This is a genomic window from Caldisalinibacter kiritimatiensis (genome assembly GCF_000387765.1).
GTDB lineage: Bacteria > Bacillota > Clostridia > Tissierellales > Caldisalinibacteraceae > Caldisalinibacter > Caldisalinibacter kiritimatiensis.
Genome location: NZ_ARZA01000236.1, coordinates 31,386 through 56,243, shown reverse-complemented (window position 1 = coordinate 56,243; position 24,858 = coordinate 31,386). Strand labels below are relative to the sequence as shown.

The 24,858-nt window shown below is 30.6% G+C and carries 28 protein-coding genes and 1 tRNA gene; all 29 read left to right on the top strand.

From position 1 onward, the window contains the following. Positions 1 to 72: 72 nt before the first annotated feature. The 29 genes from L21TH_RS10770 to L21TH_RS10635 all read left to right on the top strand — a co-directional run bounded on the left by L21TH_RS10770 (position 73) and on the right by L21TH_RS10635 (position 24,852). Positions 73 to 663 carry an RNA polymerase sigma factor gene (locus tag L21TH_RS10770; RefSeq protein ID WP_006315754.1) on the top strand — a complete coding sequence of 197 codons (591 nt, stop codon included), beginning with the start codon at positions 73 to 75 and terminating at the stop codon, positions 661 to 663. A 22-nt stretch (positions 664 to 685) separates the two neighbouring features. Continuing rightward, positions 686 to 1,933: a DUF4349 domain-containing protein gene (locus L21TH_RS10765; RefSeq protein ID WP_006315752.1), complete on the top strand. Its 1,248-nt coding sequence runs from the start codon at positions 686 to 688 to the stop codon at positions 1,931 to 1,933. A gap of 170 nt (positions 1,934 to 2,103) precedes the next feature. Next, entirely contained in the window at positions 2,104 to 4,773 is a 2,670-nt protein-coding gene (polA, locus tag L21TH_RS10760) for a DNA polymerase I (protein ID WP_006315741.1), read from the top strand. Next, positions 4,760 to 5,383, top strand: a complete 624-nt coding sequence (gene coaE, locus L21TH_RS10755) for a dephospho-CoA kinase (RefSeq protein ID WP_006315739.1) — start codon at positions 4,760 to 4,762, stop codon at positions 5,381 to 5,383. The genes polA and coaE overlap by 14 nt, the downstream gene beginning before the upstream one ends. Before the next feature lie 19 nt (positions 5,384 to 5,402). Further along, a complete protein-coding gene (locus tag L21TH_RS10750; protein ID WP_006315738.1) occupies positions 5,403 to 5,978 on the top strand; it encodes a lytic transglycosylase domain-containing protein in 576 nt (191 codons plus the stop codon). Positions 5,979 to 6,096: 118 nt separating this feature from the next. Next, entirely contained in the window at positions 6,097 to 7,143 is a 1,047-nt protein-coding gene (locus L21TH_RS10745; protein WP_006315737.1) for a nicotinate phosphoribosyltransferase, read from the top strand. Between the two features lie 19 nt (positions 7,144 to 7,162). Then, positions 7,163 to 8,941 (top strand): peptide ABC transporter substrate-binding protein, encoded by a 1,779-nt coding sequence (locus L21TH_RS10740; protein WP_006315736.1) that lies wholly within the window; start codon positions 7,163 to 7,165, stop codon positions 8,939 to 8,941. Positions 8,942 to 8,994: 53 nt separating this feature from the next. After that, a tRNA-Leu gene (locus L21TH_RS10735) sits at positions 8,995 to 9,080 on the top strand. Between the two features lie 292 nt (positions 9,081 to 9,372). Further along, on the top strand, positions 9,373 to 9,525 hold the full coding sequence (locus L21TH_RS14360; protein WP_006315735.1) for a hypothetical protein: 153 nt from the start codon (positions 9,373 to 9,375) through the stop codon (positions 9,523 to 9,525). Positions 9,526 to 9,844: 319 nt separating this feature from the next. Next, on the top strand, positions 9,845 to 10,921 hold the full coding sequence (gene dinB, locus L21TH_RS10730) for a DNA polymerase IV (RefSeq protein ID WP_006315731.1): 1,077 nt from the start codon (positions 9,845 to 9,847) through the stop codon (positions 10,919 to 10,921). 1 nt (position 10,922) lies between these two features. Continuing rightward, the gene (locus L21TH_RS10725; RefSeq protein WP_006315730.1) at positions 10,923 to 11,807 is read left to right on the top strand and encodes an SPOR domain-containing protein; all 885 of its coding nucleotides are present in this window, start codon (positions 10,923 to 10,925) and stop codon (positions 11,805 to 11,807) included. Positions 11,808 to 11,832: 25 nt separating this feature from the next. Next, positions 11,833 to 12,201: a DRTGG domain-containing protein gene (locus L21TH_RS10720; protein WP_006315729.1), complete on the top strand. Its 369-nt coding sequence runs from the start codon at positions 11,833 to 11,835 to the stop codon at positions 12,199 to 12,201. Beyond that, a complete protein-coding gene (locus L21TH_RS10715) occupies positions 12,194 to 12,643 on the top strand; it encodes an ATP-binding protein (protein ID WP_006315728.1) in 450 nt (149 codons plus the stop codon). The genes L21TH_RS10720 and L21TH_RS10715 overlap by 8 nt, the downstream gene beginning before the upstream one ends. Positions 12,644 to 12,661: 18 nt before the next feature. After that, complete coding sequence (locus L21TH_RS10710; protein ID WP_006315727.1) at positions 12,662 to 13,912, top strand: [Fe-Fe] hydrogenase large subunit C-terminal domain-containing protein; 1,251 nt, start codon at positions 12,662 to 12,664, stop codon at positions 13,910 to 13,912. Positions 13,913 to 13,943: 31 nt separating this feature from the next. After that, positions 13,944 to 14,276 carry a DRTGG domain-containing protein gene (locus tag L21TH_RS10705; RefSeq protein ID WP_006315726.1) on the top strand — a complete coding sequence of 111 codons (333 nt, stop codon included), beginning with the start codon at positions 13,944 to 13,946 and terminating at the stop codon, positions 14,274 to 14,276. Then, the gene (locus L21TH_RS10700; protein ID WP_006315725.1) at positions 14,277 to 14,993 is read left to right on the top strand and encodes a PHP domain-containing protein; all 717 of its coding nucleotides are present in this window, start codon (positions 14,277 to 14,279) and stop codon (positions 14,991 to 14,993) included. A 24-nt stretch (positions 14,994 to 15,017) separates the two neighbouring features. Further along, entirely contained in the window at positions 15,018 to 15,590 is a 573-nt protein-coding gene (locus L21TH_RS10695; protein WP_006315724.1) for an ATP-binding protein, read from the top strand. A gap of 334 nt (positions 15,591 to 15,924) precedes the next feature. Continuing rightward, a complete protein-coding gene (gene rsxC / locus L21TH_RS10690) occupies positions 15,925 to 17,259 on the top strand; it encodes an electron transport complex subunit RsxC (RefSeq protein WP_006315722.1) in 1,335 nt (444 codons plus the stop codon). 12 nt (positions 17,260 to 17,271) lie between these two features. Continuing rightward, positions 17,272 to 18,216 carry an RnfABCDGE type electron transport complex subunit D gene (locus L21TH_RS10685; protein ID WP_006315720.1) on the top strand — a complete coding sequence of 315 codons (945 nt, stop codon included), beginning with the start codon at positions 17,272 to 17,274 and terminating at the stop codon, positions 18,214 to 18,216. Beyond that, a complete protein-coding gene (locus tag L21TH_RS10680; RefSeq protein ID WP_006315711.1) occupies positions 18,209 to 18,793 on the top strand; it encodes an RnfABCDGE type electron transport complex subunit G in 585 nt (194 codons plus the stop codon). The genes L21TH_RS10685 and L21TH_RS10680 overlap by 8 nt, the downstream gene beginning before the upstream one ends. Before the next feature lie 32 nt (positions 18,794 to 18,825). After that, entirely contained in the window at positions 18,826 to 19,428 is a 603-nt protein-coding gene (gene rsxE / locus L21TH_RS10675) for an electron transport complex subunit RsxE (RefSeq protein ID WP_006315709.1), read from the top strand. A 14-nt stretch (positions 19,429 to 19,442) separates the two neighbouring features. Next, positions 19,443 to 20,021, top strand: a complete 579-nt coding sequence (gene rsxA, locus L21TH_RS10670; RefSeq protein ID WP_006315707.1) for an electron transport complex subunit RsxA — start codon at positions 19,443 to 19,445, stop codon at positions 20,019 to 20,021. 15 nt (positions 20,022 to 20,036) lie between these two features. After that, complete coding sequence (rnfB, locus tag L21TH_RS10665; protein WP_006315705.1) at positions 20,037 to 21,011, top strand: RnfABCDGE type electron transport complex subunit B; 975 nt, start codon at positions 20,037 to 20,039, stop codon at positions 21,009 to 21,011. Positions 21,012 to 21,293: 282 nt separating this feature from the next. Continuing rightward, complete coding sequence (locus tag L21TH_RS10660; RefSeq protein WP_006315703.1) at positions 21,294 to 21,680, top strand: NusG domain II-containing protein; 387 nt, start codon at positions 21,294 to 21,296, stop codon at positions 21,678 to 21,680. Positions 21,681 to 21,697: 17 nt separating this feature from the next. After that, the gene (locus tag L21TH_RS10655) at positions 21,698 to 22,213 is read left to right on the top strand and encodes a Gx transporter family protein (protein ID WP_006315701.1); all 516 of its coding nucleotides are present in this window, start codon (positions 21,698 to 21,700) and stop codon (positions 22,211 to 22,213) included. A gap of 21 nt (positions 22,214 to 22,234) precedes the next feature. After that, positions 22,235 to 22,483: a DUF4321 domain-containing protein gene (locus tag L21TH_RS10650; RefSeq protein WP_006315700.1), complete on the top strand. Its 249-nt coding sequence runs from the start codon at positions 22,235 to 22,237 to the stop codon at positions 22,481 to 22,483. A 15-nt stretch (positions 22,484 to 22,498) separates the two neighbouring features. Continuing rightward, on the top strand, positions 22,499 to 23,077 hold the full coding sequence (locus L21TH_RS10645; protein WP_006315699.1) for a Maf family protein: 579 nt from the start codon (positions 22,499 to 22,501) through the stop codon (positions 23,075 to 23,077). A 19-nt stretch (positions 23,078 to 23,096) separates the two neighbouring features. After that, positions 23,097 to 23,792 (top strand): RadC family protein, encoded by a 696-nt coding sequence (gene radC / locus L21TH_RS10640; protein ID WP_006315697.1) that lies wholly within the window; start codon positions 23,097 to 23,099, stop codon positions 23,790 to 23,792. A gap of 28 nt (positions 23,793 to 23,820) precedes the next feature. Further along, positions 23,821 to 24,852, top strand: coding sequence for a rod shape-determining protein (locus L21TH_RS10635; RefSeq protein ID WP_006315696.1), 1,032 nt, complete (start codon positions 23,821 to 23,823; stop codon positions 24,850 to 24,852). Positions 24,853 to 24,858: the final 6 nt, after the last annotated feature.

Below are 24,858 nucleotides of genomic sequence, written 5' to 3'. Positions count from 1 at the left end.
CAGTGGAACTTTTTTTTTATTAGTTACGTCTAAATATAGATAAAGCTAATAGAGAGAGGAGGGGACTTATAGTTGGAAGACAAAGAATATAAATTGATTAAAAAATGTAAAAAAGGTGACATAAATGCATTCCAAGAGCTTATAAAAAAGTATGACAAAACAGCATATAATATAGCTTTGAAAATGTTGAAGAATCCTGAAGATGCAATGGATATGTCGCAAGAAGCATTAATAAAGATTTATAAGTCAATCAAAACCTTCAATTATAAAGCTTCATTTTCAACATGGCTTTATAGAATAGTAGTGAATACTTGCTTGGACTTTTTAAGAAAAAAGAAAGAGAAAGTATATTCTTTGGACAATCCCATAAAAGTGGAAGATAACGAAATAAATAGAGAAGTCAAAGATGAATCTAATACCCCTGAAAACATTTTAGATAAACAGATTACAAAAGAATTAATACATCAATGCATAAATGAATTAGACGATATTTATAAAACAGTGATTATACTAAGGGATATTCAAGGTTTTTCATATGAAGAGATAGGTAATATTTTAGATTGTTCACTAGGTACTGTAAAATCAAGAATAAGTAGAGCGAGAAAAAAACTTAAAGAGCTTATACTAGCTAAGAAGGAACAAAATAATGAATTTTTCGTCTAAAAAGTAAGGAAGGAGGGATATAATGGATTGTAAAGTGTTCGAAGATAATATGTCTTTATATATAGATAATGAGTTGAATGATATTGACAAAAAAGAGTTTGAATTGCACTTAATGACATGTGAAAAATGTAGAAAAAGTTATGAAGCTATGGTTGCAATATTAAAAGAAGTTAGAAATGAAGAGCAAGTAGAATTACCTGATGGATACACTGAAAAATTAAATGAAAAACTTAAAAAGATTAACGAAAAAGAGAAGAAAAAGGTTAATTGGAAACCTTTAACAGCAATAGCAGCAAGTTTATTGGTCTTATTAGTATCTATTAGTTTTATATTTAATAATTTTATTTTTGACAAAAAAGTACAATATCAATATGATAGTGCGGTAGAAGAACCTGAATTTGATAGAAGTACTAGTATGAATGCTAAAGTTGAGGTACAGGATGACAGAAATATGACGGCTAAAATGGATTTAGATGTTGAGACTTCATCAGTTGCAGAAGATGCTAAGTTTACTGAAAGGGCAAATGAATCAGTACAGAATAAATCTTTTTCGGTTTCAAGAAGCAAGCCAGTACAAAAAATAATTAAGCAAGCCTATTTGAATATAGAAGTAGAAGATTACGATAATAAGTTTAATAGTATAGTTAATTTTGTAAAACAAAATGAGGGCTATATTGAAAATGCCAATACTACTTATAAACCTGTTAAGGACTCAAATAAAAATAAATTAAAACAAGGATATTTAAAAGTAAGAATACCAGAGAGTAATTTTGTTAAAACAATAGAGTATATTAAAAAGTTAGGAGAGGTTACAAATGAGCAAGAGTCAACAAGGAATATATCTAAGCAATATTATGATAAAGAAAATGAATTAAAAAACTTAAGGATTCAAGAAGAAAGGCTTAGAGAAATATTAAAGAAAGCAAAAAATGTAGATGAAATATTAAGGGTAGAAAATGAACTTAGGAGAATAAGAACAGAAATAGATAGTCATACAAATTTATTAAATACATGGGATGACCAAGTAAATATGTCTACTATAAATATTAATTTAATAGAAGTTAAGAAAAATGATGAAAATATAAATGCTGTTGACGACAATATATGGTTGCGAGCTAAGAAAGGATTTATTTCAACAATAAATAATATTATAAAGACAATAGAAAATGGAATTGTCTATATTATAACAATATTACCTATTCTTGCTATAGTAGCTATAACTTTAGGTATTTTATATTTAATAGTAAAAAAAGTTATGATAAAGAGATAAAAATCGGCCATTGTGGTCGATTTTTTAATATGTACTTTAAAATTAGTAATTGTTCGGTTAAAATAGTAGATATAACGTATAAAATAATTTCATAGTGTTTAGTTGTGAGAATGCTAGCAAAAAATAAATAAATAAAGAATTTTTAAATATAAACTAAGGGGTTGTTTATTTTGGATAAAAAGAAGTTAATGATACTAGACGGAAATAGTTTACTTTATAGAGCATTTTTTGCTTTACCACCTCTAACGACTAAAGATGGAGTATATACAAATGGTGTGTATGGATTTTTAACTATGTATTATAAATTAATAGAAAAATATAATCCTGATTATGTAGGAGTAGCTTTTGACCCTAAAAAACCTACATTTAGACATAAAGAGTATGAAGAGTATAAAGCAGGTAGGGCAAAAACTCCAGATGAATTATTAAGTCAATTCCCTATTTTGAAGGAAGTATTAGATAAACTTGGTGTTACTAGATTAGAGATAGATGATTATGAAGCCGATGATGTGGCGGGTACTTTAGCTAAATTTGGAGAAAAACACGACCTAGAAGTTATCATAGTGACTGGCGACAAAGATTATCTTCAATTAGCAAGTGATAATACTACAGTATTAATTACTAAAAAAGGTATAACGAACTTAGTTGAATATGATAAAGATGGGGTAATAGATAGATATCAAATAACACCAGAACAATTTGTAGATATGAAGGGGTTAATGGGAGATAAATCAGACAATATCCCTGGAGTTCCAGGAGTAGGAGAAAAAACAGCTATAAAGCTATTAAAGCAATTTGATTCTATAGAAGGTGTATATGAAAATATAAGCGAAGTAAGTGGAAAGAAATTAAAAGAAAGACTAATAGAAAACCAGCAACAAGCACTTATGAGTAAGAGATTAGCTAAAATTATAACAAATATACCATTAGATATTGAATTAGATGAGCTTAAAAAAGAAGTACCTGATAATGATGCCTTAATAAAAATGTATAAAGAATTAGAATTTAATAGCTTACTTAAAAAGGTAAAGGGTAATTCAGATACTAGTAAAAAAATAGAACAAGATGTAGAAGTGGTAGTTAATAAAGAAAAAATTGAAGATATAATAAAGCAAGTAGATAGGAAGAAAAGACTAGTATTGAAATTTTTAGTTGACGGTGAATATCCTTTAAAAGATGATATATTAGCTTTAGGTATAAAGATAGATGAGGATAAATCATATTACATAGATTTTGAGCAGTTAAATCTAGAAGAAACTTTACGCATATTTAAAGAAATAATAGAATCAAATGACATTAAGAAATCAGGTCATAATCTAAAAAAAGATATATTAGTTTTCTTAAAGCATAATATCCATATGCAAGGTATTTACTTTGACAGTATGATAGGACAATATTTAATAGCTCCATCACAAAATAAATATAGTTTAAAAAATTTAGCTTATGAATATTTAACAATAGATATTAAAAATGAAGAGGAGATATTAGGAAAAGGTAGAAAGAAAAAGGCATTTAAAGAGTTACAGCTAGAAGAAAGAGTTGAATTTCTATCTAATCAGTTAAATGTTATATATAACATAGAACAGCCAATAATAGAAAAGATAGAAGTACAGAATATGTATAAACTTTATAATGAAGTAGAAATCCCTCTTATAGAGGTATTAGCAAGTATGGAGTATGAAGGATTTAAAGTTGATGTAGATAAGCTAAATGAGCTAGGGGAAGAATTTGATAAAAAAATAGAAGGGCTTACGAAAAGTATATATGATTTAGCAGGAGAAGAATTTAATATAAACTCTCCAAAGCAGTTAGGAAAAATATTATTTGAAAAGCTCGAGCTACCAGTTATTAAGAAAACAAAAACAGGTTATTCAACTAGTGCAGAAGTTTTAGAAAAATTAAGTGGTGAACATGATATTATTGAAAAAATACTTGAATATAGACAGATAACTAAGCTTAAATCTACTTATGTAGATGGTTTAATGTCAGTAATAGATGGAAATACGGGGAAGGTACATTCAAGCTTTAATCAAACAATAACTACAACTGGAAGAATTAGTAGTACTGAACCTAATCTACAAAACATACCAATAAAAACAGAAGAGGGTAGGAAAATAAGAAAAGTATTTGTACCTCAAAGTGAAGAATATAAATTAGTTGATGCGGACTATTCTCAAATTGAACTAAGAGTATTAGCTCATATTTCTGATGATGAAAAGTTAAAAGAAGCATTTTTTACTGATGAGGATATACATACAAAGACAGCTTCAGAGGTCTTTGGCGTACCTAAAGAAGAAGTTACTAGTATTATGAGGAGTAGAGCAAAGGCTGTTAATTTTGGTATAATGTATGGTATAAGTGATTATGGTCTAAGCAGAGATTTGAAAATAAGTAGAAAGGAAGCTAAGCAGTATATTGAAAACTACTTATCTAATTACAAAAAAGTAAAAGAGTATATGAGTAATGTAATAAAGTGCGGAAAAGAGAAAGGATATGTAGAAACAATATTAAATAGAAGGAGATATTTACCTGAGCTAAAATCAAGAAATTATAATGTTAGGTCCTTTGGCGAAAGAATGGCTATGAACACGCCTATACAGGGAAGTGCAGCGGACATAATTAAAATAGCTATGGTGAATGTTTATAAAGAATTAAAAACAAGAAACATGGAGTCTAAATTAATACTTCAAGTACATGACGAATTGATAATAGAAGCTCATAAAGATGAGTTAGAAGAAGTTAAATCATTATTGAAGAGTCTTATGGAAGACGCAGTTGAGCTAAGTGTTCCTTTAAAAGCTGATATGAATACGGGGGATAGCTGGTATGATACAAAGTAAAAAACAAGTAAGGATAATAGGTATCACTGGGGGGATATCTACCGGTAAGAGTACTGTATCAAGAATATTAATTAAAGAAGGATATCCAGTAATAGATGCAGATATCATAGCTAGAGAAGTTGTAAGAGTTGGCAAAACAGCATATCGTGAGATAGTAAATTCTTTTGGTGAAAAAATATTAAATCAAGATATGACTATAAATCGTGAAAGGCTTGGAGAAATAGTATTTAATGATAAAGAGAGTAGATTATTATTAAATAAAATAGTTCACTCAAAAGTAGTAGAAGAGATAAAAAGCCAAATCGAAATGCATTCAAAAGAGTATAATATAATTTTTTTGGATATACCATTACTAATAGAAGAGATGGATAAATTAAAGGAATTTGGATTACATATAGATGAGATTTGGTTGGTTTATACAGATGAGGAAACGCAATTAGAAAGACTGATGAAAAGGGACAACTTAGATAAAGAAAGTGCTTTTAGAAGAATTAGAGCTCAGATGCCTATAGAAAAAAAGAAAAAATATGCAGATGTAGTAATAGATAATACAGGAGGAATAGAAGAACTGAAGGATAAAATAGATGCTTTGATAGTGGGTTTAAAGTAAATTGAAGTGGAGGGAACAGATGCATATTATTACTATTAAGTATAGAAGATTGTTGTTGTTCTTCTTTATAATTATTATAATATGTTTAGGTATTGTAAATTTAAAGTGGATTGGCAAAAAAATATATCCATTAAAATATAGAAAATATATTGTTAAGTATTCTAATGAATACGATATAGACCCACTATTGGTTGCATCTATAATAAGAGTTGAAAGTAAATTCGATACATATGCTCAATCACATAAAGGAGCTAGAGGATTGATGCAAATATCAAGACAAACCGGTAGATGGGGAGCTGAACAAGTAGGAATTGAAGATTATACTGATGATATGCTTTTTGAGCCTGAAATTAATATAAAATTAGGTTGTTGGTACATAAGTAAATTAAATGAGCAATTTGATAATAATTTGCCTATTGTAATAGCAGCTTATAACGGTGGAAGTGGTAATGTAACAAAATGGTTAGCGAATGAAAAATACAGTAGTGACGGAATAACATTAGATTATATTCCATTTAAAGAAACAGACCAGTATGTAGATAAGGTATTGAAAAATTATAAAATATATAAAATACTTTATAACAATGAAATGTAACAATAATAAGTTTTTATAAAAAATTAGAGAAATCTGTTATAATTAAATAGTGTTAAGTGATATTTTACAACAAATACAGACAAAAAATACAACTGAAAAAATGGAGAGGATGATAGAAATGGAAAATAATAAAGCTTTAAAAAGTCTAAAAGACGTTGAAGAATATAAAATAGATAGAGAAAAAAGAAAACTTTTTTCAGCAAATCATGATGACATTTTAAGTGGAGCGACTACTGATATATATTTCTTAAGAACATTAGATATATTAAATCATATGGGAGTTGCAGACAGAGAAGTTACTGCAGAAATATTTGCAAGAAAGAAAGGTATATTTGCAGGTATTGAGGAAGTGAAAAACATATTAAAGGATAAAAATATTGAAATGTGGGCATTAGAAGAAGGGACTGAGTTTGAACCTAAGGAAACTTTAGTTAGAATAAAAGGACCATACAAAGAGTTTGCAATATACGAGTCAGTGATATTAGGGTGTTTAGCAAGTCCTTGTGGTTGGGCTACAGCAGCAAGTGAAGTGAAAGAGGCTTGTGGAGATAAACCTTTTGTATGCTTTGGTACAAGGCATCTACACCCTTCAGTAGCTCCAGTTATGGAAAGGGCTGCAAGATTAGGCGGTGCTAGTAGTGTTAGCAATATTTTAACAGCTAAGTTATTAGGTGAAGAACCAACAGGTACATTACCACATGCTTCATTTTTAGTTGCTGGAGATACATTAGAGGTAGCTAAAGTATATAACGAAATAATGCCAGAAGATCATAAAAGAATTGTTTTAGTTGACACATTTAAAGATGAAATTGAGGAATCTTTAAGACTTGCAGAAGAGCTAGGTAGAAACTTATATGGTATTAGATTAGATACTCCAAGTGAAAGAGGAGGAGTAACTCCAGAACTAGTTAAAGAATTACGAGCGAGATTAGATTTAAATGGATATACATGGGTTAAGATTTTTGTATCAGGTGGATTAAAACCAGAAAAAATAAAAATTTTATCAGAAGTAGGAGTAGATGCATTTGGTGTGGGAAGTTACATATCAGGAGCTCCCGCAATTGATATGACTATGGATATAAAAGAAGTAGATGGTAAACCAGTTGCAAAAAGAGGAAGGATACCAGGTATTGTAGAAAATGATAAATTAGTTAAGATGTTGTAATAGTCAAGGAGGAATAAAGTTGAGATTAAAAAAGATATCTACTGTTATATTGTCTTTGCTGCTAATTATGACGTTGGTTAGTTGTACTGTTGAAGACATACAAAACAATAACGGCACAAAGAAAGAAAAAGAACAAAATGAAGTTGTAGAGTACGAGCCTAGCTATGGAGGAGAGTTGGTAGTACCTATATCTTATGTAAAGACTTTTAATCCACTAATGAACAAAGATAAGAGTTTATATTACTTTTATAAATTAATATATGAAGGATTATTTGAATTTGACCAAAATCTTAATATAAAGAACGTATTAGCAGAGAATTACAGTATAGAAGATGAAGGACAGGTTATTAATATAAAACTTAGACAAGATGTATCATGGCATGATGGAGAAAAATTTACAGCAGAAGATGTAAAGTTCACTTTAGATACTATAAAGTATGGAGCCCAAAATTCTGTTTATAGAGAAATGATGTCTAGTATATTTAAACCAGGAAAGCCTGGTGACTTAGAACATATTTTGAATGTTGAAATCATAGATGAATATAATTTAAAAATTATATTTGATAGAAGTTATAGTAATGCATTAGAGAGTCTTGTTTTACCTATATTGCCGAGACATCAGTTTGTAGAAGATGGAATAAATATAAAAGAAGCTTATGAAAGTGCTCTTGAATTAGATAATTTTAAGCCTGTAGGAACAGGCCCTTATAAATTTGAAACATATAACAAGTTAAAATCAGTTACTTTAGTAGTAAATGAAAATTGGTGGAAAGGAAAACCGTATATAAGTAGAATTATAGGTAAAGTTTTAGCAGATGATAGATTGGCTTTAACGGCTCTTAAAGCAGGAGAGATAGATTTAGCAGTATCAGTAGGTGTAGATTGGGAGAAATATGCACAAAATAATAAAGTGAAAGTTTTTGAGTATCCTACTCAAAGATACGAATTTTTAGGATTTAATTTTAGTAAGGAGATATTTACTGGTGAAAAAGGTAAAGTATTAAGAGAAGTGATTGCCTATGGAACAGATAAAGACGAGATTATAGATAAAGTATATTTAGACCATGCTATTAAGACAGATTTACCTATACCTCCTTTTTCATGGCTTGTTGATGAAAACTTAAATAAATTTGATTTCAATGTTAATAAAGCTAGAGATATATTAGAGGAAGCAGGATGGTCTGATATAGATGAAGATGGTATATATGAAGATGTAAATGGAAAAGAACTAACTTTAAACTTATTAACTAATTCTTACAATAGATTAAGAAAAGCAACAGCAGATATGATTGCTGATAATTTAACTGAGGTTGGAATTAAAGTTATCAAAGATTATGATTCTAGTAATAAAGAAAATTTAACTCAAGATATGATTAATACTCAATGGGAAAATGTACAAACCAAAATAGCTAATGGAGATTTTGATATAGTATTAACTGGGTGGAATCTATCTTATATTCCTGATTTATCTTTTGCTTTTCATTCATCTCAAATTGAATATGGAACAAATTTTATTAAATATAATAATGAGCTGATGGATAAAAAATTAATCGAAGCTTTTAAAGCACCTTCACGAAATGAGAAAAAGTCAGTATATAAAGAGATTCAATCAATTTTATTAGAAGATTTACCTTATATAAGTTTGTTTTTTCAAGAATCGGCAATTCTTGTAAATGATAAAATTCACGGAGAAATACAACCTAAGTCATTTAATATTTACTATAACATAGAAGAATGGTTTATTCCTGAAATATATCAAGAAGATAACAAAAAAGATAACAATGAAGATAAGCAATAAAGCTGCTTGACATAATAAATAAAAAGCGTTATACTATTTGGGCGACCAAAATTGCCGTGGTGGTGGAATTGGCAGACACGTAGTGTTGAGGGCGCTATGGGTTAGTCCCGTGCGGGTTCGAGTCCCGCCCACGGCACCATACATAATATTACAAATTAACTGTCCGTAAAGGGCAGTTTTTTTATTGCGTAAAAAGTGATGAAAGAATTGGTGAGTGAAATAGCATACAATAAAACATAAATAATTTACTTATAGGAGCCATTAACAAATGAATTGAAGAAGAGGAAGTTGTTTTTGTATAAAAAAATGAGTAATAACATAAACTTTATATGAAAAATAAAGTATATTAGTTTTCATTATAAACAATTAGTAAGAGTTTATATATAAGAAGTATTTAAAAATAAGCTGCTTAATCCAAGGAGGTGCTTATAATGAAAAAGGGTATGTTTTGGTTAGTTCTAGCACTAGTTTTAGTTCTTGGGCTTATGACTGTATTCATAGATAGTTCTACTGTGAAAACTATGAGAAAAAATGATAATAATCAAATACCAAAGTTAAGTGATTCATTACAAAGTATCCTTTAACTTAGTTTAATATGTAAAAGTTTTCTCACTTTAAACTAATTAATGATACTTATGTACATTAAGAAGGTGATAAAGTTCTTAGAGAAGTGGTACAGTAGATAAAAAGAAATTCACCTAGTAGACTCTTATCTTATGCAGATAGAGCTATGTATTCTGGAGCAAAACAACAAGGTAGAAACAGAATTTGTATGTATATGAACTAATTATAGAGCTTTTTAGCGACGTTTATCGTCGCTTTTGTTGTTTATATAGAAAATGGTTACAGTGATTAGTACTTCATTTTATGTTATAATTAATATATATAATAGGGTGTGATTTTATGGCTAATAAAGCAATAATACATGTAGATATGGATGCCTTTTATGCATCAATAGAACAAAGAGATAATCCAAAGTTAAGGAATAAGCCTATAGCTGTAGGAGGAAATCCTAATTCAAGAGGGGTTGTGTCTACGGCATCATATGAAGCAAGGAAATATGGAGTAAAGTCTGCAATGTCATGTAAGAAAGCGAAAATATTATGCCCTGAATTAATTATAGTACCAGTAAATAAGGAAAAATATAAGAGAGTTTCAAAGAAGCTACACAAAATTTTTAGGAAATTTAGTGACAAAATCGAACCAATTTCACTAGATGAAGCCTTTATAGATGTTACAGGTTCAAATCCTATAATAGTAGCAAAAGAAATAAAGAAAGAAATTAAGCAAAAACTAAGATTAACTGCATCTGTTGGTATATCAAATAATAAGTTTCTGGCAAAATTAGCTTCAGATATGGAAAAACCTGATGGTTTTACAGTTATTAATAAAAACGATGTAGAGAAGATTTTAGACCCTTTGCCAGTTAGAAAGCTTTGGGGTGTGGGACCAAAAACAGAAGAGCAGCTAAATAAACTAGGTATATATAAAATCAAAGATTTAAAGAATTATGATAAAAATATTTTGATTGAGAAGTTTGGTAAGAAAGGTATAGAATTGATTGAGTTTTCTAAAGGCATTGACAATAGGCCTGTAGAGTGGAGGGTTAAGAGCCAATCTATAGGAGAAGAAAATACATTTTCAAAAGATGTATCAGATATTAATATACTACGGAAAGCAGTAAATCAATATGCCTTAGATATAACAAAGAGAATAAAAAAATCTCATTATCTAATAAAAACAGTTACTGTTAAAATAAAATATGAAGATTTTACTGTTGAAACAAGAAGTTTAACACTTAAACAGCCGACAGATAAATTAACCATAATAAGGGATACTGCACATTATATCTTAGATAATAAGTTTAATATAAAGAAAAAAGTTAGGCTGTTAGGACTTACAGTATCAAATTTTGTATATCCTAACGAGCCAATTCAGTTAAGACTAGATATAGACGAATACATGAGGGGGACGATATAAAGTGAGGCGTTCAAGGCGTTCAAGAAAAAAGCTAAATAATAAAAATAAAGTTATAACGGTTTTAGCATTTTTTGTATTCGCGCCAACTGTAGCAGTAATACTTGGATTAGCATTAGTTAAGTATTTTATTTATCCTATTTTTACTAATGAGGAATTAAGTATAAATAAAGACAGGGGGCAACAAGTACAAGAGACAAATGCAAATTCAACTAATACAATAGAAAATAAAGAGGATTCTAATACAGAGACAGCAGATTCCGAAGAGCTTCAGTTAGAAAAAACACTAGTAATTAATGGAGTAAATATATTTAATGTTCAGGTTGGTAGCTTTTCCGATATAAAGAACGCAGGAAATTTGATTAAAGATATGGAAGAAAAAGGTCTTTGTGGATATATAATTAAGGCAGATACCAACTACAAAGTATTTGCAGGAAGTTTTTACAATAGAGAAGAAGCTGATGAGTATATTAAGGAAATAAAGAAGTATTATAAAGATTCGTTTATAAACTCAGCAATCATAGGTCAAAAATCTATAAAATATAAACCTGAGGATAGTGAATATATTGACCAAGTTTCAGATTTATTAGCAACGGTAACTAATGCTTATGGACAAGAATGTAGTTTATGGCCTAATGCATTATTAGAAGATGATAAAGAACTTCTTAAACAAAGCATGGTAAATAATACAGAGAGTATAGAACAAAAGATTGAGTTGGTTGAAGAAAAAGTAGTTAGTGAGCAACTAAGTGAAATTATTAACAATTTAAAAGGGACTATTCAAGTTAGAAAAGAAATTTGTTCTAAACTTGAAAATAAAGATTCTAACTTAATAAAAGAATATAAAAAGTTTAATCAGAGTTTATTTAATTATGGGGTTTCTAATTAAGTAGAAAGTAAATGAGGTGATGCTTGTGAAGTTGGTTGAAATTAAAGAGATTCTAAATGCAGAAGTTTTAGTGGGGGAGGAGTTTTTACAAAGAGAAGTAATATCAGCTTTTGGTTCCGATTTGATGAGTGATGTATTAGCGTTTGTTAACGATAGTACTGTCTTATTAACCGGATTAACTAATTTACAGGTAATAAGGACTGCTGAAATGGTAGATTTATTTGCAATAGTATTTGTAAGAGGAAAGATGCCGAGTAAAGAAATATTAAAAATGGCTAAACAAAATAATATAACAATTATGAAGACGGATGATATTTTATATACTGCTTGTGGTAAATTGTATAGCAAAGGTCTTAAAGGAGTAGAAATAATGGGTGAGGCGTATAATGAATAGTCCAAATACTTCAATAAAGTTAGAGTATGATGTAATTGAAAATGATTTTAGTAGGGCAGGAGAAGCTTCAAGTAATATAAAAAAAGTTTTAACAAAACTAGGGATTGATTCTCAGACTATTAGAAGAGTTGCTATAGTAACATATGAAGCTGAAATGAATATAGTTATTCATTCGCATGGAGGAAAAATAACAGCGATAATATCACCTGAAAAAATAAAAATAACAGCAAAAGACAAGGGACCTGGCATAGAGAATATAGAGCTAGCTATGCAACAAGGATATTCTACTGCACCCAATAGCGTTAGAGAACTAGGATTTGGGGCAGGTATGGGTTTACCTAATATGAAGAAATGGTCTGATAAATTTGAGATTAAATCAAGTCATACAGATGGCACAGAAGTTATTATGTATATTTATTTAAGTAATAAACATAAAAAGTAATGATAGTAGGTGATAAATATGAATGAATTCCACTCTGTGGTTTTAGATAAAGATAAGTGTAACGGTTGTACAAACTGTATGAGAAGATGTCCTACTGAAGCCATAAGAGTTAGAGATAAAAAAGCAGTAATTTTAAAGGAAAGATGCATAGACTGTGGTGAGTGTATAAGAGTATGTCCTTATCATGCTCAGAAAGCAGTTACAGATGATTTAGATAAGTTAAAGCAATTTAAATTTAATGTTGCAATACCTGCAATGTCCCTTTATGGTCAATTTGACATGGATATTGATATGAATAAAGTATTTAATGGTATTAAAAAGTTAGGTTTTGACTATGTATATGATGAAGGTTATGCAGCAGATATTTCTACTACGGTAATAAGAAATATAATAAAGGATAAAAATTTACCTAAGCCTGTTATTTCATCATTGTGTCCGGCAGTATTAAGGCTTATACAAGTTAGATTTCCAACATTAATTGACCATATAATTAAAATAGAATCACCGATGGAGATTGCGGCAAGAATGGCAAGAAAAGAAGTTATGGAAAAGTATGGATTCAAATCGGAGGAAATAGGTGTATTTTATATAAGTCAATGTCCAGCCAAAGTGGCAAGTATAAAAGACCCAATAGGGATAAAGCAATCTAATCTAGATGGTTCAATATCTATTAAAAAGATATATGGAGACATTGTTAGAAGTACTAAGTCTGTTGAAAAAGTAGAGAGAATTGTAAGAGCAACTCCAAAGGGAATAGATTGGGCTAGAGCTGGCGGACAAAGTAGAGCTATTGGAGTAGAAAACTACATTGCTGTAGATGGTATTGAAAATGTTATTAAAGTATTAGAAGAGATGGAATTAGGCAAGTTAGATAATATTGATTATTTTGAAGGATTGGCATGTGTTGGTGGATGTGTTGGTGGACCTTTAAATGTAGAAAATCCTTTTATTGCTAGAAATAGAATAAGAAGAATATCCCAAGGTAAAAGCAACATAGCAGAAATTGATGAAAATTATGCATTAGAATTATATGAAAAAGGACTTATAACATGGACTGAAGAGATACAACCTAAAGGAGTTATGAAACTTGATACAGATATAGGGAATGCTATTAAGAAAATTGAAAAAATTGACGAATTAATGAATACGTTACCAGGACTTGACTGTGGTTCCTGTGGTGCACCAACTTGTTATGCATTGGCTGAAGATATTGTAAGAGGCAAAGCTAAACTAGATGATTGTATAATTATATCTAAAAGGAATAAATAATTTAGGTTATATTAAGTTGGGAGGAGTTATAGTGGATATTTCAAATATAATAAAAAAATTAGATTTAGAAGTGATAGCTGGTTACGAAGGACAAGAAATTGATGTGCAAGGAGCATATATAGGTGATTTATTGAGTGTAGTAATGGCAAATGCTAAATTAAATAATATATGGATAACCATACAAACCCACTTAAATGTAGTAGCAGTGGCTAACTTAGTAGAGTTAGCTGCTGTTATTATTGCAGAAGATATGGAGATAGACAAAGATACAATAAGTAAGGCAAATCAGTTAAATATACCTCTTCTTAAATCAAAAGACACAGCGTATGAATTAGCATGTAAATTAAATGAGTTAGGTGTTTAAATGAAATTTAGCATTGATTTGCATATACATTCAGGACTATCTCCATGTGGGGACGAAGAGATGACGCCTAATAATATAGTAAATATGGCGTATATTAAGGAGCTTGACATTATTTCTGTAACTGACCATAATTCTATGGAAAATGTAAAGGCGATAATGCAATTAGCAGAGCAAAGGGATTTATTAGTTATTCCAGGCATGGAAGTAACTACCAAAGAAGAAATACATGTGTTATGTTATTTTAAGGATTTATCAGATGGATTAAGTTTTCAAAAGTTAATATACAATGGCTTACCAGATATAGAAAATCAAGAGGATATATTTGGAAAACAAATTGTTTATGATACAGAGGATAAAAGAATCGGAAAAATAAAAAAGTTTTTATTAAATAGGACTTGTTATTCAATCGAATATATATATGATTTAGTAAAACAATATAACGGAGTAATGGTTCCAGCACATATCGATAAAAAAGCTTATAGTATATTATCTGTATTAGGTTTTATACCTAAAAACCTAGAATTTAATACTTTAGAAATTACAAATAAATGTAATTTAAAGCAACTGAAAAAGCTTGTAGATTTAAAAAAATACAATATTATCCAAAACTCTGATGCTCATTACTTGAAGGATATAAACGAGCCGTTACACTTTATAGATATTAAAGAAAAGTCTATTGAAGCAGTGTTTGATTTTTTTAATAGAGTCCAGCAATAATATAAGTTTGTGGAGGAATGAGTAATGAAGGAGTTATCTCTTCATATATTAGATTTAGCACAAAACTCTATAAGAGCAAATGCAAACTTAGTAAGAATAGAAATACGTGAGGATTTTGAGAAAGATAGATTTGAGTTAGTAATAGAAGACAATGGAGACGGAATGGATAAAGAACTTTTATCAAGAGTTACAGACCCTTTTATAACAACTAGAAAAACAAGAAAAGTTGGTTTAGGATTATCACTAATGAAAGCAGCAGCATTAAGATGTGAAGGAGATTTAAAAATTAATTCCCAAAAAGGAGTAGGAACTAAAATTCAATGTTATTTTAAACATAGTCATATAGATAGAGCTCCTTTAGGAGATATAGGTGAGACAATAATGATATTAATGAACAATGAAAAAGATATAGATATAGAATATGTACATTATGTAAATGATGAAGTATTCAAATTCACCACTAAAGAAGTAAAAAAAGTATTAGGGGATGATGATATAAGAACCGCTGAAGTACTTCTTTGGATTAAAGACTATGTAAATGAAAAGATTGGATATTTACACAAAAATATAGAAAAAAATAATTCTGTTATATTATAGCCTGTACAATTTTCAAAAAAGATGTTAAAATATAATTTGTACAGTTTAGGGGACACTTTGTTGGGACTAGGGGTCATTTAAAGACACCTAAATTTTATGCATAAAATAATAGTATAGGTCATATTTATATAGTGATTATAAAGTAATGTGTTACTTTTAGGGACAAGCATCACTATTGAATGGTGTTGGTTGAGAAAACATTATCACACCCTAATACCTAATATTTCGACAACATTTTTAGACAAGTTAATATTTTTTCTTTTAAAGTTTATTGTATACAAAAGGCGAAGCATCTAATCAAGTATTATAATTTAAAACAAAGAGGTGAAAATTTATGAGTCTAAAGAACCTAACCTTTAAAGGTGGGATTCATCCACCGCATTATAAAAAGGCTACCGAAGGGGTTCCAATTGAAAGAGCTAAGGCTCCAGAAACAGTTGTTATTCCGATGCAACAACATATAGGAGCACCATGTGAGCCGGTGGTAAAAGTTGGGGATAAGGTAAAAGTTGGACAAAAAATTGGTGAACCTAAGGCATTTGTATCAGCACCAATACACTCAAGTGTTTCAGGAGTAGTAAAGAAAATAACTTCTATGAATACGCCTACGGGTTCTAAAGTAACTTGTGTAGTTATTGAATCAGATGGTAATAACGAGGTGCATGAAACCGTTAAACCAAAAGGGGATTTAGATTCTTTAAGCGGAAAGGAAATTGTAGAAGTAGTAAAAGAAGCTGGTATAACTGGAATGGGAGGGGCTGGATTTCCAACTCATGTAAAGTTATCACCACCATCAGATAAGAAAATTGATACAGTTATTTTAAATGGAGCAGAATGTGAACCTTATCTAACAGCAGACCATAGACTTATGCTTGAACAACCTGAAAAGGTAGTGTTTGGATTAAAAGCTATTATGAAGGCTGTTGGAGTGGAAAAAGGTTATATTGGTATTGAAAACAATAAACCAGACGCAGTAGAAGCTATGGAAAAAGTAGTAGCTAATGAACCAAATATTGAAGTAGCTTCATTGGTTACTAAGTATCCTCAAGGAGACGAGAAAAGATTAATAAACGCTGTTACAGGAAGAGAAGTTCCTTCAGGAGGACTTCCAATGGATGTAGGAGTAGTAGTAAATAACGTTGGTACTGCTGCTGCTATTGCTGATGCAATACAGACTGGAATGCCTTTAATTGAAAGAATAGTGACTATTACAGGCAGTGCAATTAAAGAGCCAAAAAACTTAATTGTGAAAATAGGTACAAGCTTTAAAGAAGTAATAGAACAATGTGAAGGATATAAAGGACAACTGGGTAAAATTGTATCAGGTGGTCCGATGATGGGTATAGCTCAATTTACTGATGAGGTTCCAGTTATTAAAGGAACGTCTGGTATTTTAGTTTTAAATGAAAAAGAAGCAAAAGTTCCAGACCCACAGCCATGTATTAGATGTGGTAAATGTGTTGATATTTGTCCGGTTAATTTACAACCGTTATTCTTAAGTCAGTTTTCACTAAGAAAAATGTACGATGAAGCTGACAAATATCATATATTAGACTGTATAGAATGTGGTTCATGCTCATTCGTTTGTCCTTCAAAAAGACCACTTGTAGAAGCTATCAGAGTTGGAAAAAGAGAGGTAATAGCTAAAAGAAAGAAAGCTCAGAAGTAAGGAGGGAGTATAATGGATAAGAAACTTATAGCGTCATCTTCTCCACATATAAGGTCAGAAGAAACAGTTTCTAGAATTATGTTAGATGTTATAATTGCACTTTTACCAGCAACTTTAGCAAGTATATACTTTTTTAGATTCAATGCAGTAAAGCACATTGTACTTGCGATTGGAGCTGCTGTATTAACAGAGTATGTAATTCAAAAATTATTAAAGAAACCAGTGACAATAAATGATTTTAGTGCAGTAGTAACGGGATTATTACTTGCATTTAACTTACCGCCAACAGCTCCTTGGTGGATTCCAATTGTAGGTTCTGTTTTTGCTATAGCTATTGTAAAACAGGCATTTGGAGGATTAGGACATAACTTTATGAATCCGGCCCTAGGGGCAAGGGCGATGTTATTAGCATCTTGGCCAAGTATTATGACTACTTGGGTTAAGCCAGGTCCAGATGCAGTGACTACAGCTACTCCATTAGCTAGATTAGTTGGTGAATCTCAAGATTTACCTTTACAGCCATTAAGTGATGTATTCTTAGGAAATATAGGAGGATGTATTGGAGAGACTTCAGCAGCTTTACTAATTTTAGGTGGCTTATATTTATTATATAGAGGAGTAATTAACTGGCGTATACCAGTTTCATATATTGGTACTGTTGCAGTATTAGCATTAGTTTTTGATGGTGGATTTGTGAATATGTCTTATCACTTATTCGCTGGTGGATTAATGCTAGGTGCAATTTATATGGCAACAGATTACGCTTCATCACCTGTTACACCTAAAGGACAATTAATATTCGGTATAGGTGCAGGTATTATCACAATCTTAATTAGATTAAAAGGAGGATATCCAGAAGGTGTATCATATTCAATTCTATTAATGAACGTAGCTGCACCTATTATAGATAAATATACTAGTCCAAAGGTATTTGGGGAGGTGAAGCAAAATGCGTGAGGTAACTAAGTTAGGTTTAATGCTATTATTAATTACTTCTGTTGCAGCTATTGTATTAGCATTTTCTAATAATGTGACTAGTGATATTATTGCAGAGGTTGAGGCCAAAGCAAATGATGAAGCTAGAAAAGAAGTATTACCTCAAGCAGATAGCTTTAAACAAATAAGTGAAGAAACAATGAAATCTATTTTAAGTAATAACGAGAGAGTTATGGATATATATGCAGGTTATTCGAATGACACATTAGTAGGATATACAATCAAGACTAAAAATATTGAACCAGGTTATGCAGGAGATATTGAAATGATTGTTGGTATATCACAAGATGGAAAAGTAACAGGAGTTAAAGTAGTTAGTCATGGTGAAACTCCAGGGTTAGGAGCGAATGCTGAAACTCCTGAATATAGAGGTCAATATGAAGGAAAAAGTGTAGATAATGAGTTAATAGTCGTAAAATCAGAGCCAGCTAATGAAAATGAAATACAAGCAATAACAGGCGCTACAATTACTTCGAGAGCTGTAACTAGTGGTGTTAACAACGCTATTGAGATATTTAATACAGAGTTAGCTAAGTAATAGGTGTCTTAAAAGTTGGAGGTGAGATATAGATGAGTTTAATGAAGACTTTTAAAAATGGGTTGGTAAAAGACAATCCTATATTTGTTCAGTTGCTAGGTATGTGTCCAACATTAGCTGTTACAACTTCAGCTAAAAATGGATTGGGTATGGGACTGGCGACAACTGCAGTTTTATTAGGTTCCAATATAGTTGTATCTTTATTAAGAAAGGTTATACCAGATAAAATTCGTATACCAGCGTATATCGTTATTATAGCGACATTCGTTACTTTAATAGATATGTTTATGCACGCTTTTGCACCATCTCTTTATAGTGCATTAGGATTATTTATTCAATTAATCGTTGTTAACTGTTTGATTCTAGGTAGAGCAGAATCTTTTGCATCAAAGAATAATCCAATTAAGTCTATAGCAGATGCATTAGGGATGGGTATAGGTTTTACAATAGCTCTTACAATTTTAGGTATAGTTAGAGAGGTATTTGGAGCTGGGACAGTGTTCGGAATTCAGTTATTTGGCCAAGCATTTAAACCAGCATTAGTTATGATATTACCTCCTGGAGCATTCTTAGCATTAGGATTATTGATTGGATTTATAAACTGGTTTAAAACTAAGAAAACAGCTAACGCTTAAAAGGAGGGTTAAGGATGGAATTTGTTGCTATATTAGTTAGTGCCATATTAGTAAACAACTTTGTACTTTCTAGATTCTTAGGTATATGTCCGTTCTTAGGTGTATCTAAGCAAGTTGAGACTGCTTTCGGTATGGGTATGGCCGTTACATTTGTAATGACTTTATCTTCAATTATCACATATATTGTACAGAAGGCAATTTTAGCTAACTTGGGCTTAGAATATTTACAGACTATAGCATTTATCCTTGTTATTGCTTCATTAGTTCAGTTGGTTGAAATGTTCGTTAAAAAAGCAAGTCCAACGCTATATGAAGCATTAGGGGTTTATTTACCACTTATTACAACAAACTGTGCGGTTTTAGGTTTAGCTATATTAAATATACAAGCTGAATATACATTGTTACAAACTATAACTCATGCTATTGGAGCGGCTATTGGATTTACACTTGCGATAGTTTTATTCGCAGGAATAAGAGAAAGGTTAGTGTTAGCTGATGTGCCAGAGTCATTAAAAGGATTCCCTATTGCTTTAATTACAGCGGGATTAATGGCAATAGCATTCTTAGGATTCTCTGGACTTTCAGTAGTATAGGAGGTGACTTCAATAATGAATAGTATATTAAGTGCAGTTTTAACTCTTGGAGGATTAGGATTATTATTTGGTATTGGGTTAGCGATTGCTTCAAAAGTATTTGCTGTAGAAGTTGACCCGAAAGTTGAGGCTATTAGAGAAGCTCTTCCTGGAGCTAACTGTGGTGCTTGTGGATATCCAGGATGTGATGGATTTGCAAGTGCTGTAGCTGCGGGAAAAGCTCCGGTAAACGGATGTCCTGTAGGAGGAGCTGAATCAGCTGGAAAAATTGGAGAAATTATGGGTGTAAATGCAGAAGCAGGAGAAAAGAAAGTAGCAAGAGTTAAATGTAAAGGTAACAATTCAGTATCTAAAGAAAGATATGAATATAAAGGAATAGAAGATTGTAAAGCAGCTGCAATGGTAGCAGGCGGTAATAAAGCTTGTGAGTATGGCTGTTTAGGATTTGGTACTTGTGTTGATGCATGTAATTTTGATGCTATAAAGATAATAGATGGCGTGGCGGTTATAGATCCTGAAAAGTGTACAGGTTGCGGTAATTGTGTAGATGCATGTCCAAAGTCAGTGATAGAAATGGTACCTTATTCACAAAAAGTATTTGTTGATTGTAATAGTAAAGACTTTGGAAAAGAAGTAAAACAAAGTTGTACTGTTGGATGTATTGGTTGCCAATTATGCGTAAAAGCTTGTCCGTTTGATGCAATTGAATTCGAAAACAATTTACCAAAGATAAACTATGACAAATGTAAAAATTGTATGCTTTGTGCAGAAAAATGTCCTACAAAAGCCATAACTGCTCAACTAGAAAATAGAAAGAAAGCAGAAATCGTTGAAGAAGATTGTGTAGGATGTACTATCTGCGCTAAAAATTGTCCAGTGGATGCAATAGAAGGAGAATTAAAACAACCTCATAAGGTTATAGAGGATAAATGTATAGGATGCGGGGTTTGTGCAGAAAAATGTCCTAAAGATGCAATAAAACTTAAATAGTTAATTAAAAGCGACCAGTTTTGGTCGCTTTTAATTAACTATTCTTTGAATATATGTTATAATTATAAAAACTTAAATTATATTGTTAATTATAGTCTTATAATGTACTTGACAAAGTTATAACAAAATAACTATATTAATAGTAAACATATAACAGAGATTGTTCTATAAAAATTGTACTTGAAGAAAAAATTGTATCTTGTAAAAGATATTAGTAGATGATAAACTAAAATTGTAAAAGTATGTATATTAATGTTAATTCAATGCTGAAGGGTGTAATAGATGACTAAATGGGACAAGGTTTTAATTGTATTTGTTATATTAGTAAGCTTGCTTGGATTATATTTTACCAAAGGGAATATAGCTAATGATAAACAATTGTATGCATTAATCAAAGTTAATGGAGAAATGTATAAAAAGATTGCACTGGGACCAGAAATGAATGAAAAAACCCTTGAAGTTAGAACGAAGTTTGGATATAACAAGCTTTTATTTGGAAAAGATAGAGTTAGAGTTATAGAAGCTGATTGTCCCGATAAGCTAGATGTAAAACAAGGATGGATATCTAAACCTGGTGAAGTAATAGTTTGTTTGCCTAATAGGCTTGTTATTGAGCTAGTCTCCGAGGATACAGATAAAGAAGATGATATTGACTCTATAAGTTATTAAACGAAAAGGTGATATAATTGAACCAATTAAGAAAATTAGTTTTCTTGTCTCTGCTAGTAGCTCTAGCATTAGGTTTAAGTATTATAGAAACTTTTATACCTGTACCTTTTATAGCTCCAGGAGCAAAATTAGGACTAGCTAATATAGTTAGTCTAGTAACTTTAGTTGTCTTCGGATTTAAAGATGCACTAATAGTAGGTGGATTAAGAAGTATAACTTTTGTACTTGCTACTGGTAATCTATCTAGCTTTTTTTATAGTATTACTGGTACAATATTAAGTGTAATAATTATGTTTATCATATATAGATTTTTTTCAGAATTTTTTAGTTTAATTGGTGTAAGTATATTTGGTGCTATTTTTCATAATATTGGCCAGATAACTGTTGCAAGTATAATCATGGAAAATATAAAAATATTTTACTATCTTCCAGTGATGTTATTAGTAAGTCTTTTCACAGGATATTTTGTAGGACTTGCTGCAATTTTTATTTCTACAAAGTTAAGAGGTAACTTATTAAACAACTTTATATAGCAATAATTAAGGAGGAATATGATGAGAGCAAGAAATAGGAATACACTACTGTTAATTACTTTGTTAATAGTAGGTATAATAATAGGGGGCATATTAGGAGATATATTAAGTGATCAAGTACCTTTCCTAAATAAAAGTTATCCTATAGGATTTCAACCAGTGCATATTGATTTAAATGTTATTGATATGACATTTGGACTAATGATTGATATAAATGTAGCTAGTATAATAGGAATTGTATTAGCAATTTTAATATTTAAAAGAATATAGCGGATAGGTGATTAAATGAGACAGATAGTTTTAGCATCAGGTTCTCCTAGAAGAAAAGAAATTTTATCTAATTTTAATGTAGATATAGAAGTTATAACAAGTGATATTGATGAAAAAGTTAATAATGACGAGAAGCCCGAAATAGTTGCCATGACTTTAGCCTTTGAAAAGGCGTATGATGTAGCTAATAAAGTTGAAAAAGGAAAAATTATACTTGCAGCAGATACTATTGTGTATCATAATCATATATTGGGAAAACCAGAAGATGAAAGTGAAGCATTTAAGATGTTAAAAGCATTAAGTGGTAAAGAACACAGTGTAATAACAGGTATTTGTATTATGGAAAGTGGAACATATAAGAAAGTAGTAGATTGTGGGAAGACTCAAGTTAAATTTAAAGACTTAACTAATGATAAGATAAAGAGGTATCTTGCTACAGAAGAGTATAAAGATAAGGCTGGTGCATATGGCATTCAAGGCTATGGAGCTTTACTAGTTGAAAGAATAAAAGGGTCATATCTTAATGTAGTAGGGTTACCTATTAGTAAAGTAGAATATTTATTAGAGAAACATTTTAACTTTAAAATATTATAAACTAAATCTTGGAGGAGCTATGGGGGATTATACGAGTTATACTATTAAAGATTTACCTGAGGATGAAAGACCTAGAGAAAAATTGTATAAATATGGTTCTAAAGTATTATCTAATTCTGAGTTACTGGCTATAATAATAAGGACTGGTAATAAAGAAGATACAGCAATTGGAATTTCACAACGAATGTTAGCACTTAATAATAAAGGGCTGCAGTTTTTAGCAGAAGCTGAGATTGGAGATTTAACTAGAATAAAGGGTGTAGGTAAGTGCAAAGCAGCTCAAATTCTAGCAGCGATAGAATTAGGTAGAAGAATATCTAAAACAGTAGCGAAGGAAAAGGTTAAAGTGAATTCTCCGTTACATGTTGCAAATTTAGTAATGGAAGATATGAGATATCTTAAAAAAGAATATTTTAAAATTATATTATTAGATACTAAAAATCAAGTAATAACTATAAATGAGATTTCAGTAGGTAGTTTAAATGCTTCTATAGTTCATCCAAGAGAAGTTTTTAAAGAAGCTATATTAAAGAGTAGTGCATCTATAATTTTAGTACACAATCATCCTAGTGGGGACCCTACTCCGAGTAGGGAAGATATAAACATTACCAATCGTATAATTGAAGCTGGTAAAATTATAGGGATTGATGTATTAGACCACATAGTGATTGGAGATGGAATATACTTTAGCTTTAAAGAAGAAAACTTAATATAAGTTAACATATAGGAAGGAGCAGGAGATAATGGGACTACTAAATATGTTTTCAAAAGATATGGGAATAGACTTAGGAACAGCTAATACTCTTGTTTATGCAAAGGGTAAAGGAATTGTTTTAAGAGAACCTTCAGTTGTTGCAATAAATATAAAAACTAACAAGGTTCTTGCTGTAGGTGAAGAAGCAAAGAGAATGATAGGAAGAACACCAGGAGATATTATAGCAGTTAGACCTATGAAGGATGGTGTTATAGCAGATTTTAATGTTACTCAAAGTATGTTAAAATATTTTATTAAGAAGGTTTATCAAAAAAGATTATTTGTACAACCTAGGGTTGTTATTTGTGTGCCTTCAGGTGTTACTGAAGTAGAAAAGAGAGCAGTAGAAGAAGCAGCTATACAAGCCGGAGCTAGAGAGGCACATCTTATAGAAGAACCAATGGCAGCTGCAATTGGTGCAGACCTTCCGGTTGAAGAGCCAACAGGTAGTATGGTAGTAGATATCGGTGGAGGAACTACCGAAGTAGCAATTATTTCATTAGGTGGTATTGTTACAAGTAAATCTATAAGAGTAGGTGGAGATGAACTAGACGAATCAATAGTTCAATATGTAAAAAAAGAATATAATTTAATGATAGGAGAGAGAACAGCAGAAGAAGTAAAGATACAAATAGGTTCAGCAGATAAAAAATCTAAAGAGGAAAGTATGAATATAAGGGGAAGAGATTTAGTTTCAGGATTACCAAAAACAATTAAAGTAACATCAACTGAGATTCTTGGAGCATTAAGAGAACCAGTTGAAAGCATAATAGATGCTATAAAATATACATTAGAGAAAACGCCACCTGAATTAGCTGCTGATATAATGGAACAAGGTATTGTATTGACTGGTGGTGGAGCATTGTTAGATGGATTAGATAGATTAGTTAAAAAAGAAACTGGAATGCCAGTTAAAATAGCAGAAAATCCATTAGATTGTGTTGCTTTAGGAACTGGTAGAGCACTTGAAGAGTATAATACCATAAAAAGAACATCTTTAGCATCAAGTAGAGCCAAATAATTATTG

Coding starts and splice junctions, on each gene's coding strand:
- L21TH_RS10695 (WP_006315724.1), top strand. CDS start 15,018: ATGAAGGAGTTATCTCTTCATATATTAGATTTAGCACAAAACTCTATA.
- L21TH_RS10700 (WP_006315725.1), top strand. CDS start 14,277: ATGAAATTTAGCATTGATTTGCATATACATTCAGGACTATCTCCATGT.
- coaE (WP_006315739.1), top strand. CDS start 4,760: ATGATACAAAGTAAAAAACAAGTAAGGATAATAGGTATCACTGGGGGG.
- L21TH_RS10645 (WP_006315699.1), top strand. CDS start 22,499: ATGAGACAGATAGTTTTAGCATCAGGTTCTCCTAGAAGAAAAGAAATT.
- radC (WP_006315697.1), top strand. CDS start 23,097: ATGGGGGATTATACGAGTTATACTATTAAAGATTTACCTGAGGATGAA.
- rnfB (WP_006315705.1), top strand. CDS start 20,037: ATGAATAGTATATTAAGTGCAGTTTTAACTCTTGGAGGATTAGGATTA.
- dinB (WP_006315731.1), top strand. CDS start 9,845: ATGGCTAATAAAGCAATAATACATGTAGATATGGATGCCTTTTATGCA.
- L21TH_RS10680 (WP_006315711.1), top strand. CDS start 18,209: ATGCGTGAGGTAACTAAGTTAGGTTTAATGCTATTATTAATTACTTCT.
- L21TH_RS10745 (WP_006315737.1), top strand. CDS start 6,097: ATGGAAAATAATAAAGCTTTAAAAAGTCTAAAAGACGTTGAAGAATAT.
- rsxE (WP_006315709.1), top strand. CDS start 18,826: ATGAGTTTAATGAAGACTTTTAAAAATGGGTTGGTAAAAGACAATCCT.
- L21TH_RS10765 (WP_006315752.1), top strand. CDS start 686: ATGGATTGTAAAGTGTTCGAAGATAATATGTCTTTATATATAGATAAT.
- L21TH_RS10715 (WP_006315728.1), top strand. CDS start 12,194: ATGAATAGTCCAAATACTTCAATAAAGTTAGAGTATGATGTAATTGAA.
- L21TH_RS10710 (WP_006315727.1), top strand. CDS start 12,662: ATGAATGAATTCCACTCTGTGGTTTTAGATAAAGATAAGTGTAACGGT.
- L21TH_RS10650 (WP_006315700.1), top strand. CDS start 22,235: ATGAGAGCAAGAAATAGGAATACACTACTGTTAATTACTTTGTTAATA.
- L21TH_RS10635 (WP_006315696.1), top strand. CDS start 23,821: ATGGGACTACTAAATATGTTTTCAAAAGATATGGGAATAGACTTAGGA.
- L21TH_RS10750 (WP_006315738.1), top strand. CDS start 5,403: ATGCATATTATTACTATTAAGTATAGAAGATTGTTGTTGTTCTTCTTT.
- rsxC (WP_006315722.1), top strand. CDS start 15,925: ATGAGTCTAAAGAACCTAACCTTTAAAGGTGGGATTCATCCACCGCAT.
- L21TH_RS10660 (WP_006315703.1), top strand. CDS start 21,294: ATGACTAAATGGGACAAGGTTTTAATTGTATTTGTTATATTAGTAAGC.
- rsxA (WP_006315707.1), top strand. CDS start 19,443: ATGGAATTTGTTGCTATATTAGTTAGTGCCATATTAGTAAACAACTTT.
- L21TH_RS14360 (WP_006315735.1), top strand. CDS start 9,373: ATGAAAAAGGGTATGTTTTGGTTAGTTCTAGCACTAGTTTTAGTTCTT.
- L21TH_RS10685 (WP_006315720.1), top strand. CDS start 17,272: ATGGATAAGAAACTTATAGCGTCATCTTCTCCACATATAAGGTCAGAA.